At 70.4% G+C, this 23163-nt stretch carries 21 protein-coding genes and 1 riboswitch; of the genes, 14 read left to right on the top strand and 7 right to left on the bottom strand.

Annotation, left to right across the window (positions count from 1 at the left end; all coding sequences use genetic code 11):
* Positions 1-85 precede the first annotated feature (85 nt).
* Positions 86-1492, bottom strand: coding sequence for a family 2B encapsulin nanocompartment shell protein (locus N8I86_RS25290; RefSeq protein WP_073889403.1), 1407 nt, complete (start codon positions 1490-1492; stop codon positions 86-88).
* A 289-nt stretch (positions 1493-1781) separates the two neighbouring features.
* Between N8I86_RS25290 and N8I86_RS25285 the strand changes: the two genes are divergently transcribed.
* Together N8I86_RS25285 and N8I86_RS25280 are read left to right on the top strand one after the other, a co-directional pair.
* Positions 1782-2375, top strand: coding sequence for an N-acetylmuramoyl-L-alanine amidase (locus N8I86_RS25285; RefSeq protein WP_263278771.1), 594 nt, complete (start codon positions 1782-1784; stop codon positions 2373-2375).
* A gap of 95 nt (positions 2376-2470) precedes the next feature.
* Positions 2471-3364, top strand: a complete 894-nt coding sequence (locus N8I86_RS25280) for a 1-aminocyclopropane-1-carboxylate deaminase/D-cysteine desulfhydrase (protein WP_263278770.1) — start codon at positions 2471-2473, stop codon at positions 3362-3364.
* A 115-nt stretch (positions 3365-3479) separates the two neighbouring features.
* Here N8I86_RS25280 and N8I86_RS25275 read toward each other — a convergent pair whose 3' ends face one another.
* Positions 3480-5075 (bottom strand): Na+/H+ antiporter, encoded by a 1596-nt coding sequence (locus N8I86_RS25275; RefSeq protein WP_123436719.1) that lies wholly within the window; start codon positions 5073-5075, stop codon positions 3480-3482.
* Positions 5076-5136: 61 nt separating this feature from the next.
* Here N8I86_RS25275 and N8I86_RS25270 point away from each other — a divergent pair, with 61 nt between their 5' ends.
* From N8I86_RS25270 to N8I86_RS25260, 3 genes are all read left to right on the top strand, one after another.
* Positions 5137-5397, top strand: coding sequence for a UBP-type zinc finger domain-containing protein (locus N8I86_RS25270; RefSeq protein ID WP_073889397.1), 261 nt, complete (start codon positions 5137-5139; stop codon positions 5395-5397).
* Between the two features lie 309 nt (positions 5398-5706).
* Entirely contained in the window at positions 5707-6123 is a 417-nt protein-coding gene (locus tag N8I86_RS25265) for an ATP-binding protein (RefSeq protein ID WP_073889396.1), read from the top strand.
* Positions 6120-7253, top strand: a complete 1134-nt coding sequence (locus tag N8I86_RS25260) for an RNA polymerase sigma factor SigF (RefSeq protein ID WP_107423602.1) — start codon at positions 6120-6122, stop codon at positions 7251-7253. The genes N8I86_RS25265 and N8I86_RS25260 overlap by 4 nt, the downstream gene beginning before the upstream one ends.
* A 10-nt stretch (positions 7254-7263) precedes the next feature.
* Here the strand turns inward: N8I86_RS25260 and N8I86_RS25255 are convergent, their stop codons facing one another.
* Positions 7264-7716: a hypothetical protein gene (locus N8I86_RS25255; protein ID WP_263278769.1), complete on the bottom strand. Its 453-nt coding sequence runs from the start codon at positions 7714-7716 to the stop codon at positions 7264-7266.
* Between the two features lie 226 nt (positions 7717-7942).
* Between N8I86_RS25255 and N8I86_RS25250 the strand changes: the two genes are divergently transcribed.
* Entirely contained in the window at positions 7943-8911 is a 969-nt protein-coding gene (locus N8I86_RS25250; RefSeq protein ID WP_073889393.1) for a diacylglycerol/lipid kinase family protein, read from the top strand.
* Positions 8912-9232: 321 nt separating this feature from the next.
* Positions 9233-9490, top strand: coding sequence for a WhiB family transcriptional regulator (locus tag N8I86_RS25245; RefSeq protein ID WP_003992873.1), 258 nt, complete (start codon positions 9233-9235; stop codon positions 9488-9490).
* Positions 9491-9747: 257 nt separating this feature from the next.
* Here N8I86_RS25245 and N8I86_RS25240 read toward each other — a convergent pair whose 3' ends face one another.
* Positions 9748-11223 carry a sensor histidine kinase gene (locus N8I86_RS25240; RefSeq protein WP_073889391.1) on the bottom strand — a complete coding sequence of 492 codons (1476 nt, stop codon included), beginning with the start codon at positions 11221-11223 and terminating at the stop codon, positions 9748-9750.
* 485 nt (positions 11224-11708) lie between these two features.
* On the opposite strand from N8I86_RS25240, the gene nagB reads away from it, so the two are divergent.
* From nagB to N8I86_RS25210, 6 genes are all read left to right on the top strand, one after another.
* Complete coding sequence (nagB, locus tag N8I86_RS25235; protein ID WP_073889390.1) at positions 11709-12494, top strand: glucosamine-6-phosphate deaminase; 786 nt, start codon at positions 11709-11711, stop codon at positions 12492-12494.
* Positions 12495-12694: 200 nt separating this feature from the next.
* Complete coding sequence (locus N8I86_RS25230) at positions 12695-13459, top strand: GntR family transcriptional regulator (protein WP_073889388.1); 765 nt, start codon at positions 12695-12697, stop codon at positions 13457-13459.
* Between the two features lie 138 nt (positions 13460-13597).
* Complete coding sequence (locus N8I86_RS25225; RefSeq protein WP_176985578.1) at positions 13598-13861, top strand: DUF3311 domain-containing protein; 264 nt, start codon at positions 13598-13600, stop codon at positions 13859-13861.
* A complete protein-coding gene (mctP, locus tag N8I86_RS25220; RefSeq protein ID WP_073889385.1) occupies positions 13858-15486 on the top strand; it encodes a monocarboxylate uptake permease MctP in 1629 nt (542 codons plus the stop codon). Before N8I86_RS25225 ends, mctP begins: the two co-directional genes overlap by 4 nt.
* A gap of 177 nt (positions 15487-15663) precedes the next feature.
* Positions 15664-15791, top strand: a riboswitch (cobalamin riboswitch).
* Positions 15792-15915: 124 nt separating this feature from the next.
* Positions 15916-18285: a ribonucleoside-diphosphate reductase subunit alpha gene (locus N8I86_RS25215; RefSeq protein ID WP_073889384.1), complete on the top strand. Its 2370-nt coding sequence runs from the start codon at positions 15916-15918 to the stop codon at positions 18283-18285.
* Positions 18285-19298, top strand: a complete 1014-nt coding sequence (locus tag N8I86_RS25210; RefSeq protein WP_073889382.1) for a ribonucleotide-diphosphate reductase subunit beta — start codon at positions 18285-18287, stop codon at positions 19296-19298. Before N8I86_RS25215 ends, N8I86_RS25210 begins: the two co-directional genes overlap by 1 nt.
* 10 nt (positions 19299-19308) lie before the next feature.
* Here the strand turns inward: N8I86_RS25210 and N8I86_RS25205 are convergent, their stop codons facing one another.
* The gene (locus tag N8I86_RS25205; RefSeq protein ID WP_263278768.1) at positions 19309-19539 is read right to left on the bottom strand and encodes a hypothetical protein; all 231 of its coding nucleotides are present in this window, start codon (positions 19537-19539) and stop codon (positions 19309-19311) included.
* A 93-nt stretch (positions 19540-19632) separates the two neighbouring features.
* On the opposite strand from N8I86_RS25205, the gene N8I86_RS25200 reads away from it, so the two are divergent.
* Positions 19633-20598 carry a helix-turn-helix domain-containing protein gene (locus N8I86_RS25200; RefSeq protein WP_073889381.1) on the top strand — a complete coding sequence of 322 codons (966 nt, stop codon included), beginning with the start codon at positions 19633-19635 and terminating at the stop codon, positions 20596-20598.
* 22 nt (positions 20599-20620) lie between these two features.
* On the opposite strand, the gene N8I86_RS25195 is transcribed toward N8I86_RS25200, so the two are convergent.
* Both N8I86_RS25195 and cyc1 read right to left on the bottom strand, forming a co-directional pair.
* On the bottom strand, positions 20621-21991 hold the full coding sequence (locus tag N8I86_RS25195) for a bifunctional albaflavenone monooxygenase/terpene synthase (RefSeq protein ID WP_073889379.1): 1371 nt from the start codon (positions 21989-21991) through the stop codon (positions 20621-20623).
* Positions 21988-23073: an epi-isozizaene synthase gene (gene cyc1 / locus N8I86_RS25190; RefSeq protein ID WP_263278767.1), complete on the bottom strand. Its 1086-nt coding sequence runs from the start codon at positions 23071-23073 to the stop codon at positions 21988-21990. The genes N8I86_RS25195 and cyc1 overlap by 4 nt, the downstream gene beginning before the upstream one ends.
* Between the last annotated feature and the right edge of the window lie 90 nt (positions 23074-23163).

Below are 23163 nucleotides of genomic sequence, written 5' to 3'. Positions count from 1 at the left end.
CCGGCGTCACCGGCTCCGCCGGACGCATATTCCGAGGGTGTACCCCGCCGGGGAGGCGGGGACACGGCCACGACGTGCGGAAACGTCACCTCCACCGGCCGATCTCGACGTTCTCCAGCACACCGAGCGCGTCGGGCACCAGTACGGCGGCCGAGTAGTAGGCCGTCACCAGGTACTTGATGATGGCCTGCTCGTTGATGCCCATGAAACGGACCGACAGGCTCGGCTCGATCTCGTCCGGGATGCCGGACTGCCGCAGGCCGATGACGCCCTGCTCCGCCTCGCCGGTACGCATGGCGATGATGGAGGTCGTCCGGGCCTCGCTGATCGGGATCTTGTTGCACGGGTAGATCGGCACGCCGCGCCAGGTCGGGATGCGGTTGCCGGCCATGTCGACGGTCTCCGGGACCAGGCCCCGCTTGTTCAGCTCGCGTCCGATCGCGGCGATCGCCCGCGGGTGGGCCAGGAGCAGCTTGGTGCCCCGGCGCCGGCTGAGCAGCTCGTCCAGGTCGTCCGGACTCGGCACGCCGTCGTGCGGCTGGATCCGCTGGTCGTACTCGCAGTTGTTGAGGAGACCGAACTCCCGGTTGTTGACGAGCTCGTGCTCCTGGCGCTCCTTGAGCGCCTCGACCGTGAGCCGCAACTGCTGCTCGGTCTGGTTCATCGGCTGGTTGTACAGGTCCGCCACGCGCGAGTGGATGCGCAGCACGGTCTGGGCGATGCTCAGCTCGTACTCGCGGGGCCGTGATTCGTAGTCGACGAAGGTGTGCGGGATGTCGGGCTCGCCGGCGTGGCCGGCCGCCAGCTCGACCTCCTTCTCGCCGTACTTGTTGGTGCGCTGCGAGGGGATCGCACGGACCTCCTCCAGGTGCGCGCGCAGCGAGTCGGAGCGCTCGGCCACCTGCTCGAAGTCCTGGCGGCTGAGGATCAGCACGGTGGTCGCGGTGTCGGCGCGGGCGGTGAACTCCCAGATGGCGTCGGGGTCGACCAGTGCCTGCTCGCCGAAGTAGGCGCCGTCGGCCAGGACTCCGAGGACGGCGTCGTCGCCGTACGGGCCGGTGCCGACCTTCTCCACCCTGCCGTGGGCGAGCAGGTACACCTCGCCGGTCTGGTTGCCGAAGTCGGCGATCACCTCGCCGGGGGCGAAGTCGCGCTGGCGGCAGCGCCGGGCGAGCTCCGTCAGCACCTCCTCGTCCTCGTACGAGCGCAGGGCCGGCAGCTCGCCGAGCTCGGCCGGGATGACCTCGACCTGGTCCCCGGTCTTCACGAAGGTGATGCGGCCGTCGCCGACGGCGTAGGTCAGGCGCCTGTTCACCCGGTACGTGCCGCCCTGGACGTCCACCCAGGGGAGCGTGCGCAGCAGCCAGCGGGAGCTGATCTCCTGCATCTGCGGGACGGACTTGGTGGTGGTGGCCAGGTTCCGCGCGGCCGCCGTCCCGAGGGACTGCTGCGGCTTGCCCTGATCCGTGCGGACCTCTTCGCCTACCGACATAAGGAAATGCCCTCTCATGTTTGCCCGGTACCGACTCGCACACCGGTCTCGCCCACAAGATGTCATCACGGAGCGTGCTCGCACCATTACCCGAAAGAGCGGGAATGGATCATCGCACTACTGGGCAGAAAGAGGGATCTTGCCCAGTGACACCCGCGATGCCCGGCCTGTCCGGATCGGCTCGCACAGCGTGCGAACGATGTCGTCCGTGACGTCCGTTTTCGGTAGAAGCATGCAGACGAGAGAGCCGCCGTCGGCGGCCACCGGGCACGGCACGAAGGAGGGGGCCATGGCCCCACCCATGTCCGCGAGCGGATTTCTGGACGCGCTCAGGGCGGAGGGCGTCACGGTCGTCGAGGTCGGCGACTGGAAACACCACAACCGCAACCACAAGGGCCCCTGGGGTCCCGTCCACGGCGTGATGATCCACCACACGGTGACCCGGGGCAGCGCGCACACGGTGGAGGTGTGCCGCAAGGGCTACCCGGCACTGCCTGGTCCGCTGTGCCACGGTGTGATCACCAAGGACGGCACGGTCCACCTGGTCGGCTACGGCCGCGCCAACCACGCCGGTCTCGGCGACGACGAGGTGCTGCGCGCGGTCATCGCCGAGAAGAGGCTGCCGCCGGACAACGAGGCGAACACCGACGGCAACCGGCACTTCTACGGCTTCGAGTGCGAGAACCTGGGCGACGGCGATGACCCCTGGCCGGAGGCCCAGTTGGACGCGATCGAACGGGTCTCGGCCGCGCTGTGCCGCCGGCACGGCTGGACGGAGCGGTCGGTGATCGGCCACAGGGAATGGCAGCCGGGCAAGGTCGACCCGCGGGGCTTCACGATGACATGGCTCCGGGAACGGATCAGGGAGCGCCTGAAGGACTAGGACCCCTCGCCCGGGGGCGGCGCACCCCGGGCGGCCCCGGAGAGCCCGGGCGCACCCGGCGGTGCCGTTCCCCGGGGCCCAGGGACAATGGGGGTGTGACCGGCCTCGATGTGCTCGCCCCCCGGCTGCCCTCGCCGCTTCACGAGGTGCGGGACGAGCGGTTCGGGCGGCGGGGGCTGCGGCTGCTGCTCAAGCGCGACGACCTGATCCATCCGGAGCTCATCGGCAACAAGTGGCGCAAGCTCGTGCCGAACGTCGAGGCGGCCGGCGGGCGGGCCCTGGTCACCTTCGGCGGGGCCTGGTCCAACCATCTGCGGGCCACCGCCGCCGCGGGCCGCCTCCTCGGCTTCCCCACCGTCGGCGTGGTCCGCGGCCACGAGCTGGCCGACCGGCCGCTCAACCCGTCCCTGACCCGGTGCGCGGCCGACGGCATGCGGCTGCATTTCGTCGACAGATCGACATACCGGCACAAGTCCGAGCCGGACACCCTGGCCGCGATCCTCGCGGCGGCCGGCGCGCAGGACGCGTACGTCGTCCCCGAGGGCGGCAGCAACGCCGAGGCCGTGCACGGCTGCCGGGCCCTCGGCGTGGAACTGCGCGGCGCGGCCGAGGTCGTGGCCGTGGCCTGCGGCACCGGCGGCACGCTCGCCGGTCTCGCCGCGGGACTCGCCCCCGGACAGCACGCCCTCGGGATCCCGGTCCTGCGCGGCGGCTTCCTGGAGGCCGACGTACAGGCCCTGCAGGAACGTGCCTTCGGCGCCCGTACCGGCTCCTGGTCGCTGGACGACCGCTTCCACTGCGGCGGTTACGCCCGTACGACCCCGGAACTCGAGGCGTTCGCACAGGACTTCGAAGACCGCCACGGACTGCCCGTGGAACGTCTCTATGTCGCCAAAATGCTGTACGGCCTCACCACCCTGGCCGCCGAGGGCGCGTTCGCGCGCGGTACGGCGCTCGCGGCGGTCGTGACGGGCCGGCCGTCCGCCTGAACGCGCCGTACGACGGGCCCGCGCCGCGCCCAGGGCCTGTCGTTCGGATCAGGCCGGCCTGGCCCACGGTGCCTTGTCCGCCGACGCGACGCCGGCATGATCCAAACGGCAGGCCCTAGCCGGCCTCGCGGTACGCGGCCGCCTCCTCCAGGTCGAGCCTGCGCAGGAGCGCGCGCAGCATCTCGTCGTCGATGTAGCGGAGGTCGCGGAGCCGCACGAACACCTCGCGTTCCGCGCTGATCATCTCGCGGGACAGCCGGCGGTAGGTGTCGTCCACGGACTCGCCGGTGACCGGGTTGGGCTGGCCGAGGCGCTCCCAGACGGAGTTGCGCCGACTCTCCAGGACCCGGCGCAGCCGGTCGGCGAGCGGCGGGGGCAAGGCGTTGCGCTCGTCGGACAGAAGTTCGTCGAGCCGGGTCTCGGCGGCCCGTGACGCCTGTGCCTGGGCGTTGGCCTCGGCGAGCGTCTCGGCCTGCCGGTCCCGGCCGGGGAACCGCACCAGCCGGATCAGCGGGGGCAGGCTCAGACCCTGCACGACCAGGGTGCCGATGACGGTCGTGAAGGTCAGGAAGAGGATCAGGTTGTGCTGGGGGAAGGGGTGGCCGCCGTGCACGGTGAGCGGGATGGAGAAGGCGATGGCCAGGGAGACCACACCCCGCATGCCGGCCCACGCGGTGACCGTCGCGCCACGCCACGTGGGGTTCTCCTCGCGTTCGCGGATCCGCGCGGACAGCATCCGGGGCAAGAAGGTAGCCGGGAACACCCACACGAACCGGGCCGCGACGACGACCACGAAGAGCACGACGGCGTACCAGGCGGCGGCCGCGCCCTCGTACTCGCCGAGGCCCTTGAGGACGACCGGCAGCTGCAGGCCGATCAGGGCGAAGACCGCCGACTCCAGGATGAACGCGACCATCTTCCACACGGCCTCCTCCTGGAGCCGGGTGGCGAAGTCGACCTCCCACGCGCGGTGGCCCAGATAGAGGGCGACGACCACGACCGCGAGGACTCCGGAGGCGTGCACCTGCTCGGCGACCCCGTAGGCGACGAACGGGATCAGCAGGGAGAGGGTGTTCTGCAGGAGCGGTTCCGACAGATGGGTGCGCAGCCAGTGCAGGGGCGCCATGAGGACGAGTCCGACGCCGACGCCGCCGACCGCGGCGAGCAGGAACTCGCCGATGCCGCCCGCCCAGGTCGCGCCCTCGCCGACGGCCGCGGCCAGGGCCACCTTGTAGGCGGTGATCGCGGTGGCGTCGTTGAACAGCGACTCGCCCTGGAGGATCGTCGTGATGCGGGACGGCAGCCCGACCCGGCGCGCGATCGCGGTGGCGGCCACCGCGTCCGGCGGCGCCACGACTGCGCCCAGCACCAGGGCGGCGGTCAGCGGCATGCCGGGGATGATCAGATAGGCGGCCCAGCCGACGACGAAGGTCGCGAAGAGGACGTAGCCCACCGACAGCAGCGCCACCGGTCTCAGCTGCGCGCGCAGGTCGAGGTAGGAGCTGTCGCTGGCCGAGGTGTAGAGCAGCGGCGGCAGCAGCAGCGGGAGGACCACCTCGGGGTCGAGGGTGTAGTCCGGGACCCCCGGGACGTAGGAGACCGCCAGCCCGGCCGCGACCAGGAGCAGGGGCGGCGGCACCGGCCCCCTGCGCGCCGCCGCGGCGACTGCGGCGCTGCCCGCGACCAGCAACAGCAGCGGCATCACATCCATGGTTCTCGCCCACCCTCGTTTTCCGCGCGGTCCCCCGCACACCCGTCGTAATCTGGCAATCATGAAACAGTGCACGCACGCCCCCGCGCTGCCGCACCCGGAACCGGAGCCGCAGGACAAGACCTGCCCCGAGTGCCTGCGCGACGGCACGCACCCGGTACAGCTGCGGCTCTGCCTGACCTGCGGCCACGTCGCCTGCTGCGACTCCTCGCCGGGACGGCACGCGACGGAGCACCACGAGAGGTCCGGTCACCCGGTGATGCGGACCTTCGAGCCGGGCGAGGACTGGCGGTGGTGCTTCGTCGACCACGTCCTCGTCTGAGCGGCCCGTCCGGCCGTGTTCCCGGTCGACCGCGATTTCGTGTGACACTGCTAGCGGGACGCGGCCGCACGACGGTTCGAGCATCTGACGTCTGGGTACGTCAACCCGGCGCGCCCTCTTCCCATTTGGGCACGCCCACCCTCTAGACACGGAGCGTATTCGCGGCTTTACTGTGAGTGACGCCAGGGGGTTGGGGTCCCGGGGACAGGAACGTTCGGAGCGCGATAGCGTCACCGCGGAACCACGTTCGCGTTACCCCCGAGGGGCGACCCTCGGCCCCGTAGAGCTTGTACCACCATGGAGGTGAGGGTGTCCCAGATCGCAGGCGAGCCCGTGACGAACCAGGACTTCGTGGAAGTCCGGCTTCCGGCTGCGGGTGCCTACCTGTCGGTGCTGCGGACGGCCACGGCCGGTCTGGCGGCCCGCTTGGACTTCACCCTGGACGAGATCGAGGACCTGCGCATCGCCGTCGACGAGGCCTGCGCGATCCTGCTCCAGCAGGCCGTCCCCGGCTCCGTGCTCAGCTGTGTCTTCCGGCTCGTGGACGACTCGCTGGAGGTCACGGTGTCGGCGCCGACCACGGACGGCCACGCCCCCTCGCGGGACACCTTCGCCTGGACCGTGCTGTCGGCCCTCGCGGGCAAGGTCTCCTCCGCCGTCGACGAGGACAAGACCGTGTCGATCAGCCTCTACAAACAGCGCGGCGCGGGCCCCGGCCCGGCGTGAGGAACGGGGACGGTCCGGTGCGGGACGAAGAGCGCGGCACACGGGAGCTGCCGGCCGGGGACGGGGGTGCCCCCTGGCCGACCGGCGCCGAGACGTCCGGAGAAGGCCCTCGGGCCGGTTCCCGGCGCATGGCGGACGGCATCGACGGCATCCCCGACCAGGCCAGGCCCCACCCGGAGGACACCTCCGCGGGGGGCGGCGGTGACGGTGCCGCGCAGGGCACACCTTCACGGGGACGCGGCGGGTCCGCCTCCGCCGGCCGTGCTAAGGCGGGGCCTCGGGGAAGGGCAACGGGCGGGCAGATGAGCGAGCACGAGCGCAACGCCGAGGACGACGCGCCGGGCGCGGAGGCCGTGCAGGCCCCCCACCACGAGCCGCAGGACCGCAGCGGGGCGCGTGCGATGTTCGTCGAGCTGCGCAAGCTGAACGCGGGCAGCGCGGAGTACGCGGAGCTGCGCAACAAGCTCGTCCGGATGCACCTGCCGCTCGTCGAGCACCTGGCGCGCCGCTTCCGCAACCGCGGCGAGCCGCTGGACGACCTGACCCAGGTCGCCACGATCGGTCTGATCAAGTCGGTCGACCGCTTCGACCCCGAGCGCGGCGTGGAGTTCTCCACGTACGCGACCCCGACCGTCGTCGGCGAGATCAAGCGGCACTTCCGCGACAAGGGCTGGGCGGTCCGCGTACCGCGCCGCCTTCAGGAGCTGCGGCTCGCGCTGACCACGGCCACCGCCGAGCTGTCCCAGCTGCACGGCCGCTCCCCCACGGTCCACGAGCTGGCCGAGAAGCTCGCCATCTCCGAGGAGGAGGTCCTGGAGGGACTGGAGTCCGCGAACGCGTACTCCACCCTGTCCCTGGACGTCCCCGACACCGACGACGAGTCCCCGGCGGTCGCGGACACCCTCGGCGCCGAGGACGAGGCGCTCGAGGGCGTGGAGTACCGCGAGTCCCTCAAGCCGCTGCTGGAGGACCTGCCGCCGCGGGAGAAGCGCATCCTGCTGCTGCGCTTCTTCGGCAACATGACGCAGTCGCAGATCGCGCAGGAGGTCGGCATCTCGCAGATGCACGTCTCCCGGCTGCTCGCCCGCACGCTGGCCCAGCTGCGGGAGAAGCTGCTCGTGGAGGAGTAGGCCTGCCCGCCTACTCCGACCGGCCCGGTCCCTTAATGCCGAGGGCCCGGGTCGTCTCCCCGTTGACGAGGAGCACCAGCGCCGCCACGGCGATCACCGCGAGGGCGATACCGGCCGGGATGGCCATGCTGTCCGACTGGAGCAGGCTGTACGCCACCGGCAGGGCCATGACCTGCGTGATCACGGCGGGGCCCCGGCTCCAGCCGCGGCGCAGCAGCAGCCCGCGCGCGGCGAGCAGCGGAAGCAGCGCGAGCACGACCAGCGTGATGCCCAGGGTCACGGCCTGCTGCCGGTCGTCCGGGTCGCCGGTGATTCCGAGGACGAGCACCCACAGACCGCCGGCCACCAGGGCGGCGCCCTCCAGTCCGGCCAGCGCCGCCGCGTACGTCAGCCGGCGCGGACGCGGTCCTTCGGCCACGGCTGCTTCGGCGGTGTCGGGTGCGGGCTTCTGGTCACTGCTCACCCCTGAAGGGTAGCCGTCGGGCCGTCGCGGACGGGGTGGGGTCGCCCACAGGTAACCGGCGGGCCGGCCGCCCGATCGGCTGCCGGGCCGCCCGCCGATCACCCGCCGGCACCGGCCGGCGGCTTCCGGTCGGTACGTCCCGAGTGTCCAGCCTCACGCCCTCTCCTCTTACCCGATCCCTACCTCGGTCTGGGCCGGGTACCACCCAGTAGGTACGCTGCCATGCATGCGTGCACTTCTCGTGGTCAATCCGGCGGCAACCACCACAAGCGCACGCAGGCGTGATGTCCTGATCCACGCGCTGGCCAGTGAGATGAAACTGGAGGCGGTGACCACCGAGTACCGAGGTCACGCCCGGGACCTCGGCCGGCAGGCGGCGGAGAGCGACGACATCGACATGGTCGTGGCCCTCGGCGGCGACGGCACGGTGAACGAGGTGGTCAACGGCCTCCTGCACGCCGGCCCCGCCCCCGACCGGCTGCCCGGCCTCGCGGTCGTCCCCGGCGGTTCCACCAACGTCTTCGCCCGGGCCCTGGGCCTGCCCAACGATCCCGTCGAGGCCACCGGCGCCCTACTGGACGCCCTGCGCGAGAACCGGGAGCGGATCGTCGGCCTGGGCCTGACCTCCGGCACGCCCGGCACCGAGGACGAGGCGGTCCCGGACCGCTGGTTCACCTTCAACGCGGGGCTCGGCTTCGACGCGGGTGTGGTGGGCCGGGTGGAGCAGCAGCGCGAGCGCGGCAAGAAGTCGACGCACGCGCTGTACGTACGCCAGGTGGTCCGGCAGTTCCTCGGCGAGCCGCACCGCCGGCACGGCACGATCACGCTCGACCGGCCCGGCGCGGACCCGGTCGAGGATCTGGTCGTCGCCATAGTCTCGAACACGTCCCCGTGGACGTTCCTCGGCAATCGAGCCATGTACACGTCACCGAAGGCCTCGTTCGACACGGGCATCGACGTACTCGGCCTCAGCCGTCTGTCGACGGCCGCCGTCGCCCGGTATGGCACCCAGTTGCTCACTTCGTCCCCCGAGCGGGGACCTCATGGCAAGCATGCGGTCTCACTGCACGATCTGGACCGCTTCACCTTGCATTCGAAGGCTCCCCTGCCCCTCCAGATGGACGGTGACCACCTGGGGCTGCGAACGAGCGTGACGTTCACAGGCGTACGCCGCGCACTGCGTGTGATTGTGTGAGCGGAACGGGCGAAAGTCCTTTCACTCGAACGTTTAGGCCAGGGTCCACCCCATGGAAGTACGGCTGTGACCCAGTCGACACCGAGGAATCAAAAAAAACTTTCCGGAAGGGGTTGTATCCGCCGCTGAGGTTTGCGAGTCTCTACGTGGCGATCGGGACGGCCCGCAGGACCGGCCTCCACTGATCACCAGAACCCCTCTTCAAACCAAGGACCCCGCCGGGTGAAGACTCGGTGGTCGGCCCTTCACTTGTTGAGGGATTCGTGAAAGCGTTCACATTCACAAGCAACTTGCACGTAATACCAAGGAGAGGTAGCAGCCATGGACTGGCGTCACAACGCCGTTTGCCGCGAGGAAGACCCCGAGCTCTTCTTCCCCATCGGCAACACCGGTCCTGCGCTGCTGCAGATCGAGGAAGCCAAGGCCGTCTGCCGTCGCTGCCCGGTTATCGAGCAGTGTCTGCAGTGGGCGCTCGAGTCCGGTCAGGACTCCGGCGTCTGGGGTGGTCTCAGCGAGGACGAGCGTCGCGCCATGAAGCGCCGTGCCGCCCGCAACCGGGCCCGTCAGGCCTCCGCCTGACACTCCCACCCCTGCTGACAGCCTGAGCTTGGCGGCGCGTGCAGCACGCACGCATCTCCCGCCCCCGAGCCGCAGCGCGCAGTATCCCCCGATGCGCTTAGCGATTTAGCGGAGCAGCAACGAGCACAAGCCCCGGACCAATGGCGGTCCGGGGCCTTTTGCTGTCCCGGTACCGCCGGCACCCAACTCCCCTGCCCCGCAGGGTCATCGCCGACCTGCCCCGCAGGGCCGTCGCCCGCCCCGGGCAGGCCGGCCGCTCACTTCTGCGCCAGGACCGGGATGTCCAGGATCACCCGCGTCCCCCGCTCCGGGGCCGGCACCATGTCGAACGAACCGCCCAACTCGCCCTCCACCAGGGTCCGTACGATCTGCAGGCCCAGGTTTCCCGAGCGGTGCGGGTCGAAGCCCTCGGGCAGACCGACGCCGTCGTCCTGGACGGTGACGAGGAGGCGGGCCTCCTTGGTGGTGCCACCGCGGACCGCGGAGACCTCGACCGTGCCGGTGTCGCCCTGACGGAAGCCGTGCTCCAGGGCGTTCTGCAGCACCTCGGTGAGGACCATCGACAACGGGGTGGCGACCTCGGCGTCGAGTATCCCGAACCGGCCGGTGCGCCGACCCGTCACCTTGCCCGGCGAGATCTCGGCGACCATCGCCAGCACCCGGTCGGCGATGTCGTCGAACTCCACCCGCTCGTCCAGGTTCTGAGACAGCGTCTCATGCACGATGGCGATGGAGCCGACCCGCCGCACGGCCTCCTCCAGGGCCTCCCGGCCGCGCTCGGAGTCGATGCGCCGGGCCTGGAGGCGGAGCAGGGCGGCGACCGTCTGGAGGTTGTTCTTCACCCGGTGGTGGATCTCCCGAATGGTCGCGTCCTTGGTGATCAACTCACGCTCGCGGCGCCGGAGTTCGGTGACGTCACGGCACAGCACCAGCGAACCGATGCGGGTGCCCTTGGGCTTGAGCGGGATGGCCCGGAACTGGATCACCCCGTCGTGGGCCTCGATCTCGAACTCGCGCGGGGCCCAGCCGCTGGCCACCTTGGCGAGCGCCTCGTCCACCGGCCCCCGGGATGGCGCCAGTTCCGCGGTGGTCCGCCCCAGGTGGTGGCCGACCAGGTCGGCGGCGAGGCCCAGCCGGTGGTAGGCGGACAGGGCGTTCGGGGAGGCGTACTGGACGATGCCCTCCGCGTCCAGCCGGATGAGGCCGTCGCCGACGCGGGGCGAGGCGTCCATGTCGACCTGCTGGTCGGGGAAGGGGAACGAGCCGGCCGCGATCATCTGCGCGAGGTCCGAGGCGCTCTGGAGATAGGTGAGCTCCAGCCGGCTCGGGGTACGGACGGTGAGCAGGTTGGTGTTGCGGGCGATCACCCCGAGGACGCGGCCCTCACGCCGTACGGGGATGGACTCCACCCGTACCGGGACCTCCTCGCGCCACTCCGGGTCGCCCTCGCGCACGATCCGGCCCTCGTCCAGGGCCGCGTCCAGCATGGGCCGGCGTCCACGCGGGACGAGATGGCCGACCATGTCGTCCTGGTAGGACGTCGGACCGGTGTTCGGGCGCATCTGCGCGACCGAGACGTAACGGGTGCCGTCGCGGGTGGGGACCCACAGGACCAGGTCGGCGAAGGAGAGGTCGGAGAGCAGCTGCCACTCCGAGACCAGCAGGTGGAGCCACTCGAGGTCGGAGTCGTCGAGGGCCGTGTGCTGGCGTACGAGTTCGTTCATGGAGGGCACGGTGCGAGCGTACCCGCGGCTTCGCGGTGGCCGGAAAACACCCGCGGGCCGCGGCGCCTGGAAGGGACCCTCAACCCTCCCGGCACCGCAGCCCGGAGCATCATCGGCCGTGGGGTGTGCGGTCCCGGTCGGCCGAAGGTCGAGGAGCCGGGGCAGTCAGGGCAGAGAGCGCCGGTTCCTCGATCCGCCTTCCTGTGCGGGGAAGACGGAGGCTTGTTCACTTGGATTGTGGACTAGACCACGAAGGCGTGTCCATGGTGCGGCGGCATGCGCATTCCCCGCATGGCACGCGATGCCACGCAGCCTAGCCCGCCCCGGCCGGTCATGGGGCCGGATGACCGCGGCAATTTCCGCGGGCGCCCGCGGTTTCCCTTGGGGCACCTGGGAGGAGACGCCTTTCGGGGGCGCCCTCGAACGCCGATTCTGTTAGATTGGTCTAAACCACATAGAGACGCACGAGCCCACTTCAGAACGGCAGGCCCAGCGTGGAAGTTGTCATCGTTCCGGATGCCGCGGCGGGCGGCGAGCTGATCGCCGAGGCCATGGCGCAGCTGCTGCGACGCAAGCCCGACGCCGTGCTCGGCGTGGCCACCGGCTCCACCCCACTGCCCGTCTACCAGGCCCTGACCGCGAAGGTGCGCTCCGGCGCCGTGGACACCTCGCGGGCGCGGATCGCCCAGCTCGACGAGTACGTGGGGCTGCCCGCCGACCACCCGGAGTCGTACCGCTCGGTGCTGCGCCGGGAGGTGCTGGAGCCGCTCGGGATCGGCATGGACGCGTTCATGGGCCCGGACGGCACGGCCGCGGACGTGCAGGCGGCGTGCGAGGCGTACGACCGGGCGCTCGCCGCGGCCGGCGGGGTCGACCTCCAGCTGCTCGGCATCGGGACCGACGGGCACATCGGGTTCAACGAGCCGTGCTCCTCGCTCGCCTCGCGCACCCGGATCAAGACGCTGACCGAGCAGACCCGCGTCGACAACGCGCGCTTCTTCGACGGTGACATCGAGCAGGTCCCGCACCACGTCATCACCCAGGGCATCGGCACGATCCTGGAGGCCCGGCACCTGGTGCTGCTGGCGACCGGCGAGGGCAAGGCGGACGCCGTCGCGGCGACCGTCGAGGGACCGGTCGCGGCGGTGTGTCCGGCCTCCGCGCTCCAGCTCCACCCGCACGCCACGGTCGTCGTCGACGAGGCGGCCGCGGGCAAGCTGAAGCTGGCCGACTACTTCCGCCACACCTACGCGCACAAGCCGGAGTGGCAGGGGATCTGACCGGAGCGGCGGCGGCGCGGCCGGGATGCCGCCGCACGCACTGCCCCTGCTGGACTAGACCAACAGCGGGGGCCCCGGTATACAGAGGAGATCACGGAGCGTGCGGGGTGGACTCCTGGCGCACGAAGCCGTGCCACGATGTGAGCCGTGGCCGATGCGAGGTCGGTCGCTTTCGGCATCCGGAGCCGGGAAGGCAGAGCATGAGCACCGACGTCAGCAGTGCGGAGAACGAGGCCGGCACGACCGTCCGTACCGCGCGCGTGCCCAAGTACTACCGCTTGAAGAAGCACCTGCTCGACATGACGGAGACGCAGGCGCCGGGCACGCCGGTACCGCCCGAGCGCACGCTGGCCGCCGAGTTCGACACCTCCCGCACCACCGTCCGCCAGGCCCTGCAGGAGCTCGTCGTCGAGGGACGGCTGGAGCGCATCCAGGGCAAGGGCACCTTCGTCGCCAAGCCCAAGGTCTCCCAGGCGCTGCAGCTCACCTCGTACACCGAGGACATGCGCGCCCAGGGCCTGGAGCCGACCTCGCAGCTGCTGGACATCGGCTACATCACGGCCGACGACCGGCTCGCCGACCTGCTCGACATCACCGCCGGCGGGCGGGTGCTGCGCATCGAGCGGCTGCGCATGGCCAACGCCGAGCCGATGGCGATCGAGACCACGCACCTGAGCGCCAAGCGCTTCCCGGCCCTGCGCCGCTCGCTGGTGAAGTACACGTCGCTGTACACGGCGCTCGCCGAGGTCTACGACGTCCACCTCGCCGAGGCCGAGGAGACCATCGAGACCTCTCTGGCCACGCCCCGTGAGGCGGGCCTGCTCGGCACGGACGTGGGCCTGCCGATGCTGATGCTCTCCCGGCACTCGCTGGACCGCGAGGGCAAGCCCGTGGAGTGGGTGCGGTCGGTCTACCGGGGCGACCGGTACAAGTTCGTCGCGCGGCTGAAGCGGCCCGTCGACTGACCCCGGCGGCCCCTCTTCACACCGCCACCCCGAAATCGGCATACCGATATCCGGACGAGGTCTTCCCGTGCGCTGATCCCGTCACCTAGATTGCCTGCGCATTACACGCGTGATCAGCGAGGGGACGGGAGCCGTGGCATGTCCGAAACACCTCAAGTGAGACCTCCGGTGGTGACACCGGTCCGGGTCGTCATCGGCCTGTGTCTCGTGGCGCCCTTCGTCGCGATGCTGTGGCTCGGCTCGTACGCCAAGACGGACCCCACGTTCATCGGGATCCCGTTCTTCTACTGGTACCAGATGCTCTGGGTGCTGATCTCCACCGCGCTCACGATGACCGCGTACAAGCTGTGGCAGCACGACCAGCGTTCCCGCAACGGTGCGAAGGGGGGTGCCGCGCAGTGAAGGACGGGGTCAACGGCGTCGCGCTCGGCGTCTTCATCTTCTTCTTCCTGGCCGTCACGGTCATGGGCTTCCTGGCCGCGCGCTGGCGCCGGGCCGAGAACGAGCACTCCCTGGACGAATGGGGCCTGGGCGGCCGGTCGTTCGGCACCTGGGTAACCTGGTTCCTGCTGGGCGGTGACCTGTACACGGCCTACACCTTCGTCGCCGTCCCGGCGGCCATCTACGCGGCGGGCGCGTCCGGCTTCTTCGCGGTGCCGTACACGATCCTGGTGTACCCGCTGATCTTCACCTTCCTGCCGCGCCTGTGGTCCGTCTCGCACAAGCACGGCTACGTGACCACCTCGGACTTCGTGCGCGGCCGGTTCGGCTCGAAGGGCCTGTCGCTGGCGGTGGCGCTCACCGGCATCCTGGCGACGATGCCGTACATCGCGCTGCAGCTCGTGGGCATCCAGGCGGTGCTCGACGTGATGGGCGTCGGCGGCGGCGAGAACACCAACTGGTTCGTGAAGGACCTCCCGCTGCTCATCGCCTTCGGTGTGCTCGCGGCCTACACGTACTCCTCCGGCCTGCGCGCGCCCGCGCTGATCGCGTTCGTCAAGGACGCGCTGATCTACATCGTCATCGCGGTGGCGATCATCTACATCCCGATCAAGCTGGGCGGCTTCGACGACGTCTTCGCCAAGGCGGGCGACGCGTTCAGCCAGGTCAACCCGGCCACCGGCAAACCGCGCGGCGCCCTCGTCCCGCCCGAGGCGGGCCAGTGGACCTACGCCACGCTGGCGCTCGGCTCGGCCCTCGCGCTGTTCATGTACCCGCACTCGATCACCGCGACCCTGTCGTCCAGGAGCCGTGAGGTGATCCGCCGGAACACCACCATCCTGCCGCTGTACTCGCTCATGCTGGGCCTGCTGGCGCTGCTGGGCTTCATGGCGATCGCGGCCGGGGTGAAGGTGACCAACGGGCAGCTGGCGATCCCGCAGCTGTTCGAGGACATGTTCCCGGACTGGTTCGCGGGCGTGGCCTTCGCGGCGATCGGCATCGGCGCGCTCGTGCCGGCGGCCATCATGTCCATCGCGGCGGCCAACCTCTTCACCCGCAACATCTACAAGGACTTCATCAAGCCGGACGCCACGCCCAGGCAGGAGGCCCAGGTCTCCAAGATCGTGTCGCTGCTGGTGAAGGTGGGCGCGCTGGTCTTCGTCCTCACCATGGACAAGACGGTCGCCATCAACTTCCAGCTGCTGGGCGGCATCTGGATCCTGCAGACCTTCCCGGCCCTGGTGGGCGGCCTGTTCACCCGCTGGTTCCACCGCTGGGCGCTGCTGGCCGGCTGGGCGGTCGGCATGGTGTACGGCACGGTCGCCGCGTACGGGGTCGCCTCGCCGACGCAGAAGCACTTCGGCGGCTCCGCGAAGGAGATCCCGGGTATCGGCGAGATCGGGTACATCGGCCTCACCGCGTTCGTCCTGAACGTCGTCGTCACCGTGGTCCTGACCTTCGTCCTGAAGGCCGTGAAGGCCCCCGAGGGCCTCGACCAGACCCGGCCGGAGGACTACACCGCGGACGCGGGCGACCCGGGCGTCCAGGTGGAGCTGCCGCCGGCGACGGCGGGCACCGGTCACTGAGCCGCAGCCGCGCGACGGGCCGCCGGAGGAGATCCGGCGGCCCGTCGCCGTTTCCGCCCGGCGCACCGCAGCCGCCCGGGCCGGAGGCCGGCGACATCACTCTTCTCACCTACCAGTTGACGCTCTGAAACCGACGGCGACACAACATCTGGGGGTGGCGTGCCGGGCGAGCACAAGATGTATGCTCGTGCTCGCTGTCGCCGCAGGGGAATCCGGTGCGAATCCGGAACTGTCCCGCAACGGTGTACTTGCGTGTCTCCGCACGCCTGTTCAGTCCGAGGACCTGCCGCCAGCGCGCCCGGCCGTCCGGTCCGGGTGCTCACAGACGTCCGGGCCTCGCGGAGTGGGCCGGTGGACGCGACGCCGTGCGCGCTCGTGGCTGCCCCCTGCCCTCCGCCAGGCCCTGTGCCGAGCGAGGGAGAGCCCCACGTGACCATCGCGCCAGCCGACCCGGCTTCAGTCAGCGAGCTGAAGACCGACGGTCCCGGTGCCGCGCTGCTGCGGACCCTGACCGAGCTGACCGCCGACCTCCCCGACGCCGACCCCGGCCGGGTCGCCGCCGCCGCGCTGCGCGGCCGGTCCGCTCGGGCCGACGAGGCGGAGTTGCGCGAGCTGGCCACGGAGGCGGCCGCCGGCCTGATCTCCGAGGACCCCGCCTACTCCCGGCTGGCCGCCCGTCTGCTGACCCTCGCCATCCGCGAGGAGGCCGCCTCGCAGGGCGTCACCTCGTTCACCGAGTCCGTGGCCGTGGGGCACCGCGAGGGGCTCATCGCGGACCGGACCGCCGAGTTCGTCCGAGTGCACGCCGAGCGGCTGGACGCGCTGGTCGACCGGGCCGCCGACGACCGCTTCGGCTACTTCGGCCTGCGCACCCTGCACAGCCGCTACCTGCTGCGGCACCCCTTCACCCGCAAGGTCGTCGAGACGCCCCAGCACTTCATGCTGCGGGTCGCCGCCGGCCTGGCCGAGGACGACACCGTCCGCTCGGTGGACGAGGTCGCGGCGCTCTACGGGCTCATGAGCCGCCTCGACTACCTGCCGTCCTCCCCCACCCTGTTCAACTCCGGTACGCGGCACCCGCAGATGTCGTCCTGCTACCTGCTGGACTCCCCGCTGGACGAGCTGGACTCCATCTACGACCGGTACCACCAGGTCGCGCGGCTCTCCAAGCACGCGGGCGGCATCGGTCTGTCGTACTCCCGGATCCGCAGCCGCGGTTCGCTGATCCGCGGCACCAACGGGCACTCCAACGGCATCGTCCCGTTCCTGAAGACCCTGGACGCCTCGGTGGCCGCGGTGAACCAGGGCGGCCGGCGCAAGGGCGCGGCCGCGGTGTACCTGGAGACCTGGCACTCCGACATCGAGGAGTTCCTGGAGCTGCGGGACAACACCGGTGAGGACGCCCGCCGTACGCACAACCTGAACCTGGCGCACTGGATCCCGGACGAGTTCATGCGCCGCGTCAACGCCGACGAGCAGTGGTCGCTGTTCTCCCCGGCGGACGTGCCCGATCTGGTGGACCTGTGGGGCGCGGAGTTCGACGCCGCGTACCGCGCGGCCGAGGCCGCCGGGCTGGCCCGGAAGACCATCCCGGCCCGTGACCTGTACGGCCGCATGATGCGCACGCTGGCGCAGACCGGCAACGGCTGGATGACCTTCAAGGACGCGGCCAACCGCACCGCCAACCAGACGGCCGAGCCGGGCCACGTCGTCCACTCCTCCAACCTCTGCACGGAGATCCTGGAGGTCACGGACGACGGCGAGACCGCGGTCTGCAACCTGGGCTCGGTCAACCTGGGCGCCTTCGTCGCCGACGGCGGCATCGACTGGGAGCGGCTGGACGAGACGGTCCGCACCGCCGTCACCTTCCTCGACCGCGTCGTGGACATCAACTTCTACCCGACCGAGCAGGCGGGCCGCTCCAACGCCAGGTGGCGGCCGGTGGGCCTCGGCGCGATGGGTCTGCAGGACGTCTTCTTCAAGCTGCGGCTGCCCTTCGACTCGCCCGAGGCGAAGGCCCTGTCGACGCGGATCGCCGAGCGCATCATGCTCGCCGCCTACGAGGCGTCCGCCGACCTCGCCGAGCGCAACGGCCCGCTGCCGGCCTGGGAGAAGACCCGTACCGCCCGCGGTGTGCTGCACCCCGACCACTACGGTGTGGAGCCGGCCTGGCCGGAGCGCTGGGCGGCGCTGCGCGAGCGGATCGCCTCGGTCGGCATGCGCAACTCGCTGCTCCTCGCCATCGCCCCGACCGCCACCATCGCCTCCATCGCGGGCGTCTACGAGTGCATCGAGCCGCAGGTCTCCAACCTGTTCAAGCGCGAGACGCTCTCGGGTGAGTTCCTCCAGGTCAACTCCTACCTGGTACGGGACCTGAAGGACCTCGGGGTGTGGGACGCGCGCACCCGCGAGGCGCTGCGCGAGTCCAACGGCTCGGTGCAGGACTTCGCCTGGATCCCGGCGGACGTCCGGCAGCTGTACCGCACCGCCTGGGAGATCCCGCAGCGCGGCCTCATCGACATGGCCGCGGCGCGTACCCCGTACCTGGACCAGGCGCAGTCCCTGAACCTGTTCCTGGAGACGCCGACCATCGGCAAGCTCTCCTCGATGTACGCGTACGCCTGGAAGTCGGGCCTGAAGACGACGTACTACCTGCGCTCCCGCCCGGCGACGCGGATCGCCCGGGCCGCCCAGGCCCAGGCGCAGCCCCAGGCGTCCATCCCCGTCCAGCAGGCCGCCGACCCCGACGCGGTCGCCTGCTCCCTTGAGAACCCCGAGTCCTGCGAGGCCTGCCAGTGATGTCCACCCGTAACCAGAACCTCCTCGACCCGGGCTTCGAGCTGACCCTGCGTCCCATGCGCTACCCGGACTTCTACGAGCGCTACCGGGACGCCATCAAGAACACCTGGACCGTGGAGGAGGTCGACCTTCACTCGGACGTGGCCGACCTCGCGAAGCTGTCCCCGGAGGAGCAGCACCTGATCGGCCGGCTGGTCGCGTTCTTCGCGACGGGCGACTCGATCGTCGCGAACAACCTGGTGCTGACGCTGTACAAGCACATCAACTCCCCGGAGGCGCGCCTGTACCTGTCGCGCCAGCTGTTCGAGGAGGCCGTGCACGTCCAGTTCTATCTGACGCTGCTCGACACCTACCTCCCCGACCCGGAGGACCGGGCCGCCGCCTTCGCCGCCGTCGAGAACATCCCCTCGATCCGCGAGAAGGCCGGGTTCTGCTTCAAGTGGATCAACGAGGTGGAGAAGCTGGACCGCCTCGAGTCGAAGGCGGACCGACGCCGCTTCCTGCTCAACCTGATCTGCTTCGCCGCGTGCATCGAGGGGCTGTTCTTCTACGGCGCCTTCGCGTACGTCTACTGGTTCCGCAGCCGGGGTCTGCTGCACGGTCTCGCCACGGGCACCAACTGGGTGTTTCGCGACGAGACGATGCACATGTCCTTCGCCTTCGAGGTGGTCGACACCGTCCGCAAGGAGGAGCCGGACCTGTTCGACGACGAACTCCAGCAGCAGGTCGTCGACATGCTGCGGGAGGCCGTCGAGGCGGAGCTGCAGTTCGCGCGCGACCTGTGCGGTGACGGCCTGCCCGGCATGAACACCGACTCCATGCGCCAGTACCTGGAGTGCGTCGCCGACCAGCGTCTGACGCGTCTCGGCTTCGCCCCGGTGTACGGCTCGGAGAACCCCTTCTCCTTCATGGAGCTGCAGGGCGTCCAGGAGCTGACGAACTTCTTCGAGCGCCGTCCGTCCGCGTACCAGGTCGCCGTGGAGGGCACGGTCGACTTCGACGAGGACTTCTGACCGGCCGCCCTCAGGCGGCGCGGGTGGCGCCGTGGTGACGGCGGGACTTGGTGACCCTCCGGGGGGCCGGTGGCTGCGGGGACGCGGTCGCCGGCCGCAGCCCGTTCCGCTCGGCCTCCCTGAGCTGCCGGTCGATGCGCCGGTCGCGCACGATGCCGAGCACGGACGGGAGGACCAGCAGGAGCAGGATCCCGAGGGTGGCGGTCATTCCGATCAGGCCTTCGATCTGGTTTCCGTTCATGGACACCACTGTCGCGCCGAATGCTCCTTACCGTGAGTGGCAGGACTGCCGCAGACCCTCGAATTACTGCCACCGACGAGGCACACTGGCAGCATGCTGAAGAACGTGGCCGCAGTACTGCTGGACGGGGTGCACCCCTTCGAGCTGGGTGTCGTGTGCGAGGTGTTCGGCATCGACCGCAGCGACGAGGGGCTGCCGGTGTACGACTTCGCGGTGGTCTCGGCGGAGGGGCCGACGCTGAGCACGCATGTCGGCGGGCTCTCCGTGTCGACGCCGTACGGCCTGGAGCGGCTGGAGGAGGCCGACCTGATCGCCGTGCCCGCCGGGGCCGACTACGTCGTCCGGGACTATCCGCCCGCGCTGCTCGACGCCCTGGTGCGGGCCGTGGAGCGGGGCACCCGGGTGCTCAGCGTGTGCTCGGGCGTCTTCGTGCTCGGCGCGGCCGGGCTGCTCGACGGGCGCCGGTGCAGCGTGCACTGGCGGCAGGCCGGGGAGCTGGCGCTGCGCAATCCGCGGGCGGTCATCGAGCCGGACGTCCTCTACGTCGACGAGGACCCCGTCATCACCTCCGCCGGCACCGCCGCCGGGATCGACGCCTGTCTGCACCTGGTGCGCAAGGACCAGGGCCCGGAGGTCGCCAACAAGATCGCCCGCCGGATGGTGGTGCCACCGCACCGGGACGGCGGGCAGGCGCAGTACATCGAGCGGCCGTTGCCGCGGACCTCGTGCGACACCGTCGGTGAGGTCCTGGTGTGGATGGAGGAGCACCTCGACCAGGAGGTGACCGTGGAACAGCTCGCCGCCCGCGCCCACATGTCGCCGCGCACCTTCGCGCGCCGCTTCCAGCAGGAGACGGGGACCACGCCCTACCGGTGGATCCTTCGCCAACGGGTGCTGCTGGCACAGGAGTTGCTGGAGGGCTCGGACGAGACGATGGACGCGATCGCCTGGCGCACCGGGTTCGGCACGGCGGCCGCGCTGCGGCACCAGTTCGTCCGGGCGATCGGGACGACCCCGAACGCCTACCGGCGCGCGTTCCGGGGCCCGCAGGCCGCCTGAGCGCGCGCCGGTATCAGTCGGCCTACCAGGGCATCGCCCGCAGGCGCAGGTCGTGCGGACGGAGCGTGATGCCCACGCGGGTGGTGTCGTCCGACCCGCCGGCCTGCTCGAAGCGGTACTTCGCCGAGACCGCCGCGGTGATCAGGCTCAGCTGGGTCATGGAGAAGTGGTCGCTCGGGCACTTGCGGTTGCCCACGCTGAACGGGCTCATCGCGTACTTCGGCACGTCCTTGGCCCGCTCGGGCCGCCAGCGGTCGGGGTCGAAGTCGAGGTGGCCCTCGTAGGAGCGGGCGTCGCGCTGGATCGCGTAGGGGCTGTAGACGATGTCGGCCCCGGCCGGAATGCGATAGCCGCCGAGCGCGGTGTCGGTCACCGCGCGCCGCGTCAATATCCATACGGCGGGCCTGAGCCGCATGGCCTCGACTACGACATTGTTCGTGTGCGTCAGTGAGCGGACGTGCTCGAATCCGACGGGTCGGCCCCCGGTCACGGATTCGACCTCGGTCCGTACCTTCTCGGCGTGTTCCGGATGTTCCGCGAGGACCTGGAGCAGCCACATGATCGTGGACGCGACTGTTTCGCTGCCGGGGGTGAGTATCGCGACGACCTGGTCGTGGATCTCCTGTTCCCCGATGGGGTCGCCATTGTCGTCCTTCGCCTCCAGCAATGCCGTCAGCAAATCGTCCGGCTTTTGACCAGATGCCCTCCGCTCGGCGACGATCTCGTCGACCAGCAGATGCAAATCGGCCAGCGCCCGGTTGAATTCGCGGTTGGCCGGGAACGGCAGCCGGTACAGCGGTCCGAGCGGGACCACCATCCTCCGGTACATCCCGCGGAAGACGGTGGCGAGGTCGTTGCTGAGCCGCTCGGCGCGCTCGTCCATGTACTCGCCGCGCAGCAGACAGCGGGCGGCGATACGGACGGCGACCCGGAAGGACTCCGAGGTGCAGTCGATGGTCTCGCCGGGCCGCCAGCGCACGGTCAGCGCGTGCGCCTCCTCCTCCATCACCGGGCCGTAGTCCGGGATCGCGTCGAGCCGGAACGCGGGCTGGATGGTGCGCCGCTGACGCCGGTGCCGGGGGCCGTTGGCGGTGGCCACGCCCTCCTTGCCGAGCAGTCCTTCGAGGGACTCCCACAGGGGTCCGTCGATCTTGAAGTCGGGGCTCAGCGCCAGTGCGCCGGTGAGCGCCGGCGTGGTGACGGCGTACACCGTCTTGGGGCCGAGCCTCAGGCGCACGACGTCGCCGTGCTCGCCCAGCCCGGACATGAACGCGAGCGGGTCGCGCACCAGCTTCAGGCCGTGCCCGAGGCCCGGCACCGCGCCCCCGGCCAGCGGGGGCTCCCGCAGCTCCGCCGCCTCGGGGGCCACGGGCTTCACAGACTCGACGGTCATTTCTCACCTGCCGCTTCGTTGGTGACGTACGGGGGCGTGGACCGGTCGTCCCAGTTGTCGACCATGTACCGGCCGGACTCGTGGTGGAACCAGTAGACGGAGCTGAACCAGTCCCGCATATTGCCGACGCAGGCGCGGACGGCGGCGCTCAATTCCTTGCCGCTCACCGTGCCGTCGTCGATTTCGTCGGCGAGCCGGATGGCTTCCCGTTCGGCCACGATGAATTCCTCGATGCATTCCTCGACGCGCCGCCTCACTTCGTCCACGGCTTCTTCGAGAGTCAGCCCCTCGTGCGTGATGAGGCTGATTCCGAGATTGTGGACCTCGTCGCCCGCTATTTCCTTGGGCAGTGAGCACAGGTCGTTGTACCAGGCGGCGAATTCCTGACTCAGCAGTGCGGCCCTGCGGTACGCGGGATTCTTCCGTACCGCGTCCGGCAGTTCGCACCCGGCGCTCGGCTCCAGGAGGTCCGTCCATATCCAGTGCGCGAAGGTGTGGCGGCGCAGGGCGAGGTATTCCTCGACGCCGGGCACATATCCCTCGGTGCGGTTGCGGAACTCGCGGTCGTACGCCTCGATCACCGCGTGGAAGTGCCGGGCGAACCGCTGGTTCCAGGTGCGGGGCAGGAACCCGTACAGCCGCAGCACGCTGTCGGCGAACCCCGCGACCAGCGGGTCCGGATGGTGCAGGTGGTGCCTGGGCGCGTCGAGCGCCGCGTGCAGGCGGTAGCGCAGCCGCCGCCACTCGCCGGCCCGCTGGTGCACCACGTGGCGGTCGTGCCGGTCGTCCCAGACGAAGAACCAGGCGCTGTAGTCGGCTATGGCCTGCAGGACCTCGTCGGGGGCGCCGGTGTAGTAACCCGCCATGAGGTCGGTGTAGCAAAGTCCGTCGGCATATTCGTGCACCTTGTCCGCCGGCATGAGCCGTTTTTCCAGCAGCCAGTGCCGTGTCTTCTCCTGTAGTCGTGGCCAATACGGGTGCAGTCGCCGGGGAAAGGCGGACTCGATCACCGGGAGTGCCAGTGAGGGTGGGACCACCACCGCCGTCGGTGTCGCTGTGGTGCTGTGTGGGAAAGCTTGCACAGAACAAACCCCTCTCAGCCGCCAGGAGCTCACGCCCCTCCCGTCGTGCCGGGCGTGCGCCGTTGCGTATCCCGCACTTACATTCAGCAC

Source organism: Streptomyces albidicamelliae, from assembly GCF_025642175.1.
GTDB lineage: Bacteria > Actinomycetota > Actinomycetes > Streptomycetales > Streptomycetaceae > Streptomyces > Streptomyces albidocamelliae.
Note: the sequence above shows the minus strand (reverse complement) of the source record. Positions and strands in the feature narration are given on the sequence as shown.

Coding starts and splice junctions, on each gene's coding strand:
- N8I86_RS25250 (WP_073889393.1), top strand. CDS start 7,943: ATGCGTGCACTTCTCGTGGTCAATCCGGCGGCAACCACCACAAGCGCA.
- N8I86_RS25290 (WP_073889403.1), bottom strand. CDS start 1,492: ATGTCGGTAGGCGAAGAGGTCCGCACGGATCAGGGCAAGCCGCAGCAG.
- N8I86_RS25225 (WP_176985578.1), top strand. CDS start 13,598: ATGTCCGAAACACCTCAAGTGAGACCTCCGGTGGTGACACCGGTCCGG.
- N8I86_RS25205 (WP_263278768.1), bottom strand. CDS start 19,539: ATGAACGGAAACCAGATCGAAGGCCTGATCGGAATGACCGCCACCCTC.
- N8I86_RS25210 (WP_073889382.1), top strand. CDS start 18,285: ATGTCCACCCGTAACCAGAACCTCCTCGACCCGGGCTTCGAGCTGACC.
- N8I86_RS25275 (WP_123436719.1), bottom strand. CDS start 5,075: ATGGATGTGATGCCGCTGCTGTTGCTGGTCGCGGGCAGCGCCGCAGTC.
- N8I86_RS25200 (WP_073889381.1), top strand. CDS start 19,633: ATGCTGAAGAACGTGGCCGCAGTACTGCTGGACGGGGTGCACCCCTTC.
- N8I86_RS25230 (WP_073889388.1), top strand. CDS start 12,695: ATGAGCACCGACGTCAGCAGTGCGGAGAACGAGGCCGGCACGACCGTC.
- N8I86_RS25270 (WP_073889397.1), top strand. CDS start 5,137: ATGAAACAGTGCACGCACGCCCCCGCGCTGCCGCACCCGGAACCGGAG.
- N8I86_RS25195 (WP_073889379.1), bottom strand. CDS start 21,991: ATGACCGTCGAGTCTGTGAAGCCCGTGGCCCCCGAGGCGGCGGAGCTG.
- N8I86_RS25285 (WP_263278771.1), top strand. CDS start 1,782: ATGGCCCCACCCATGTCCGCGAGCGGATTTCTGGACGCGCTCAGGGCG.
- N8I86_RS25245 (WP_003992873.1), top strand. CDS start 9,233: ATGGACTGGCGTCACAACGCCGTTTGCCGCGAGGAAGACCCCGAGCTC.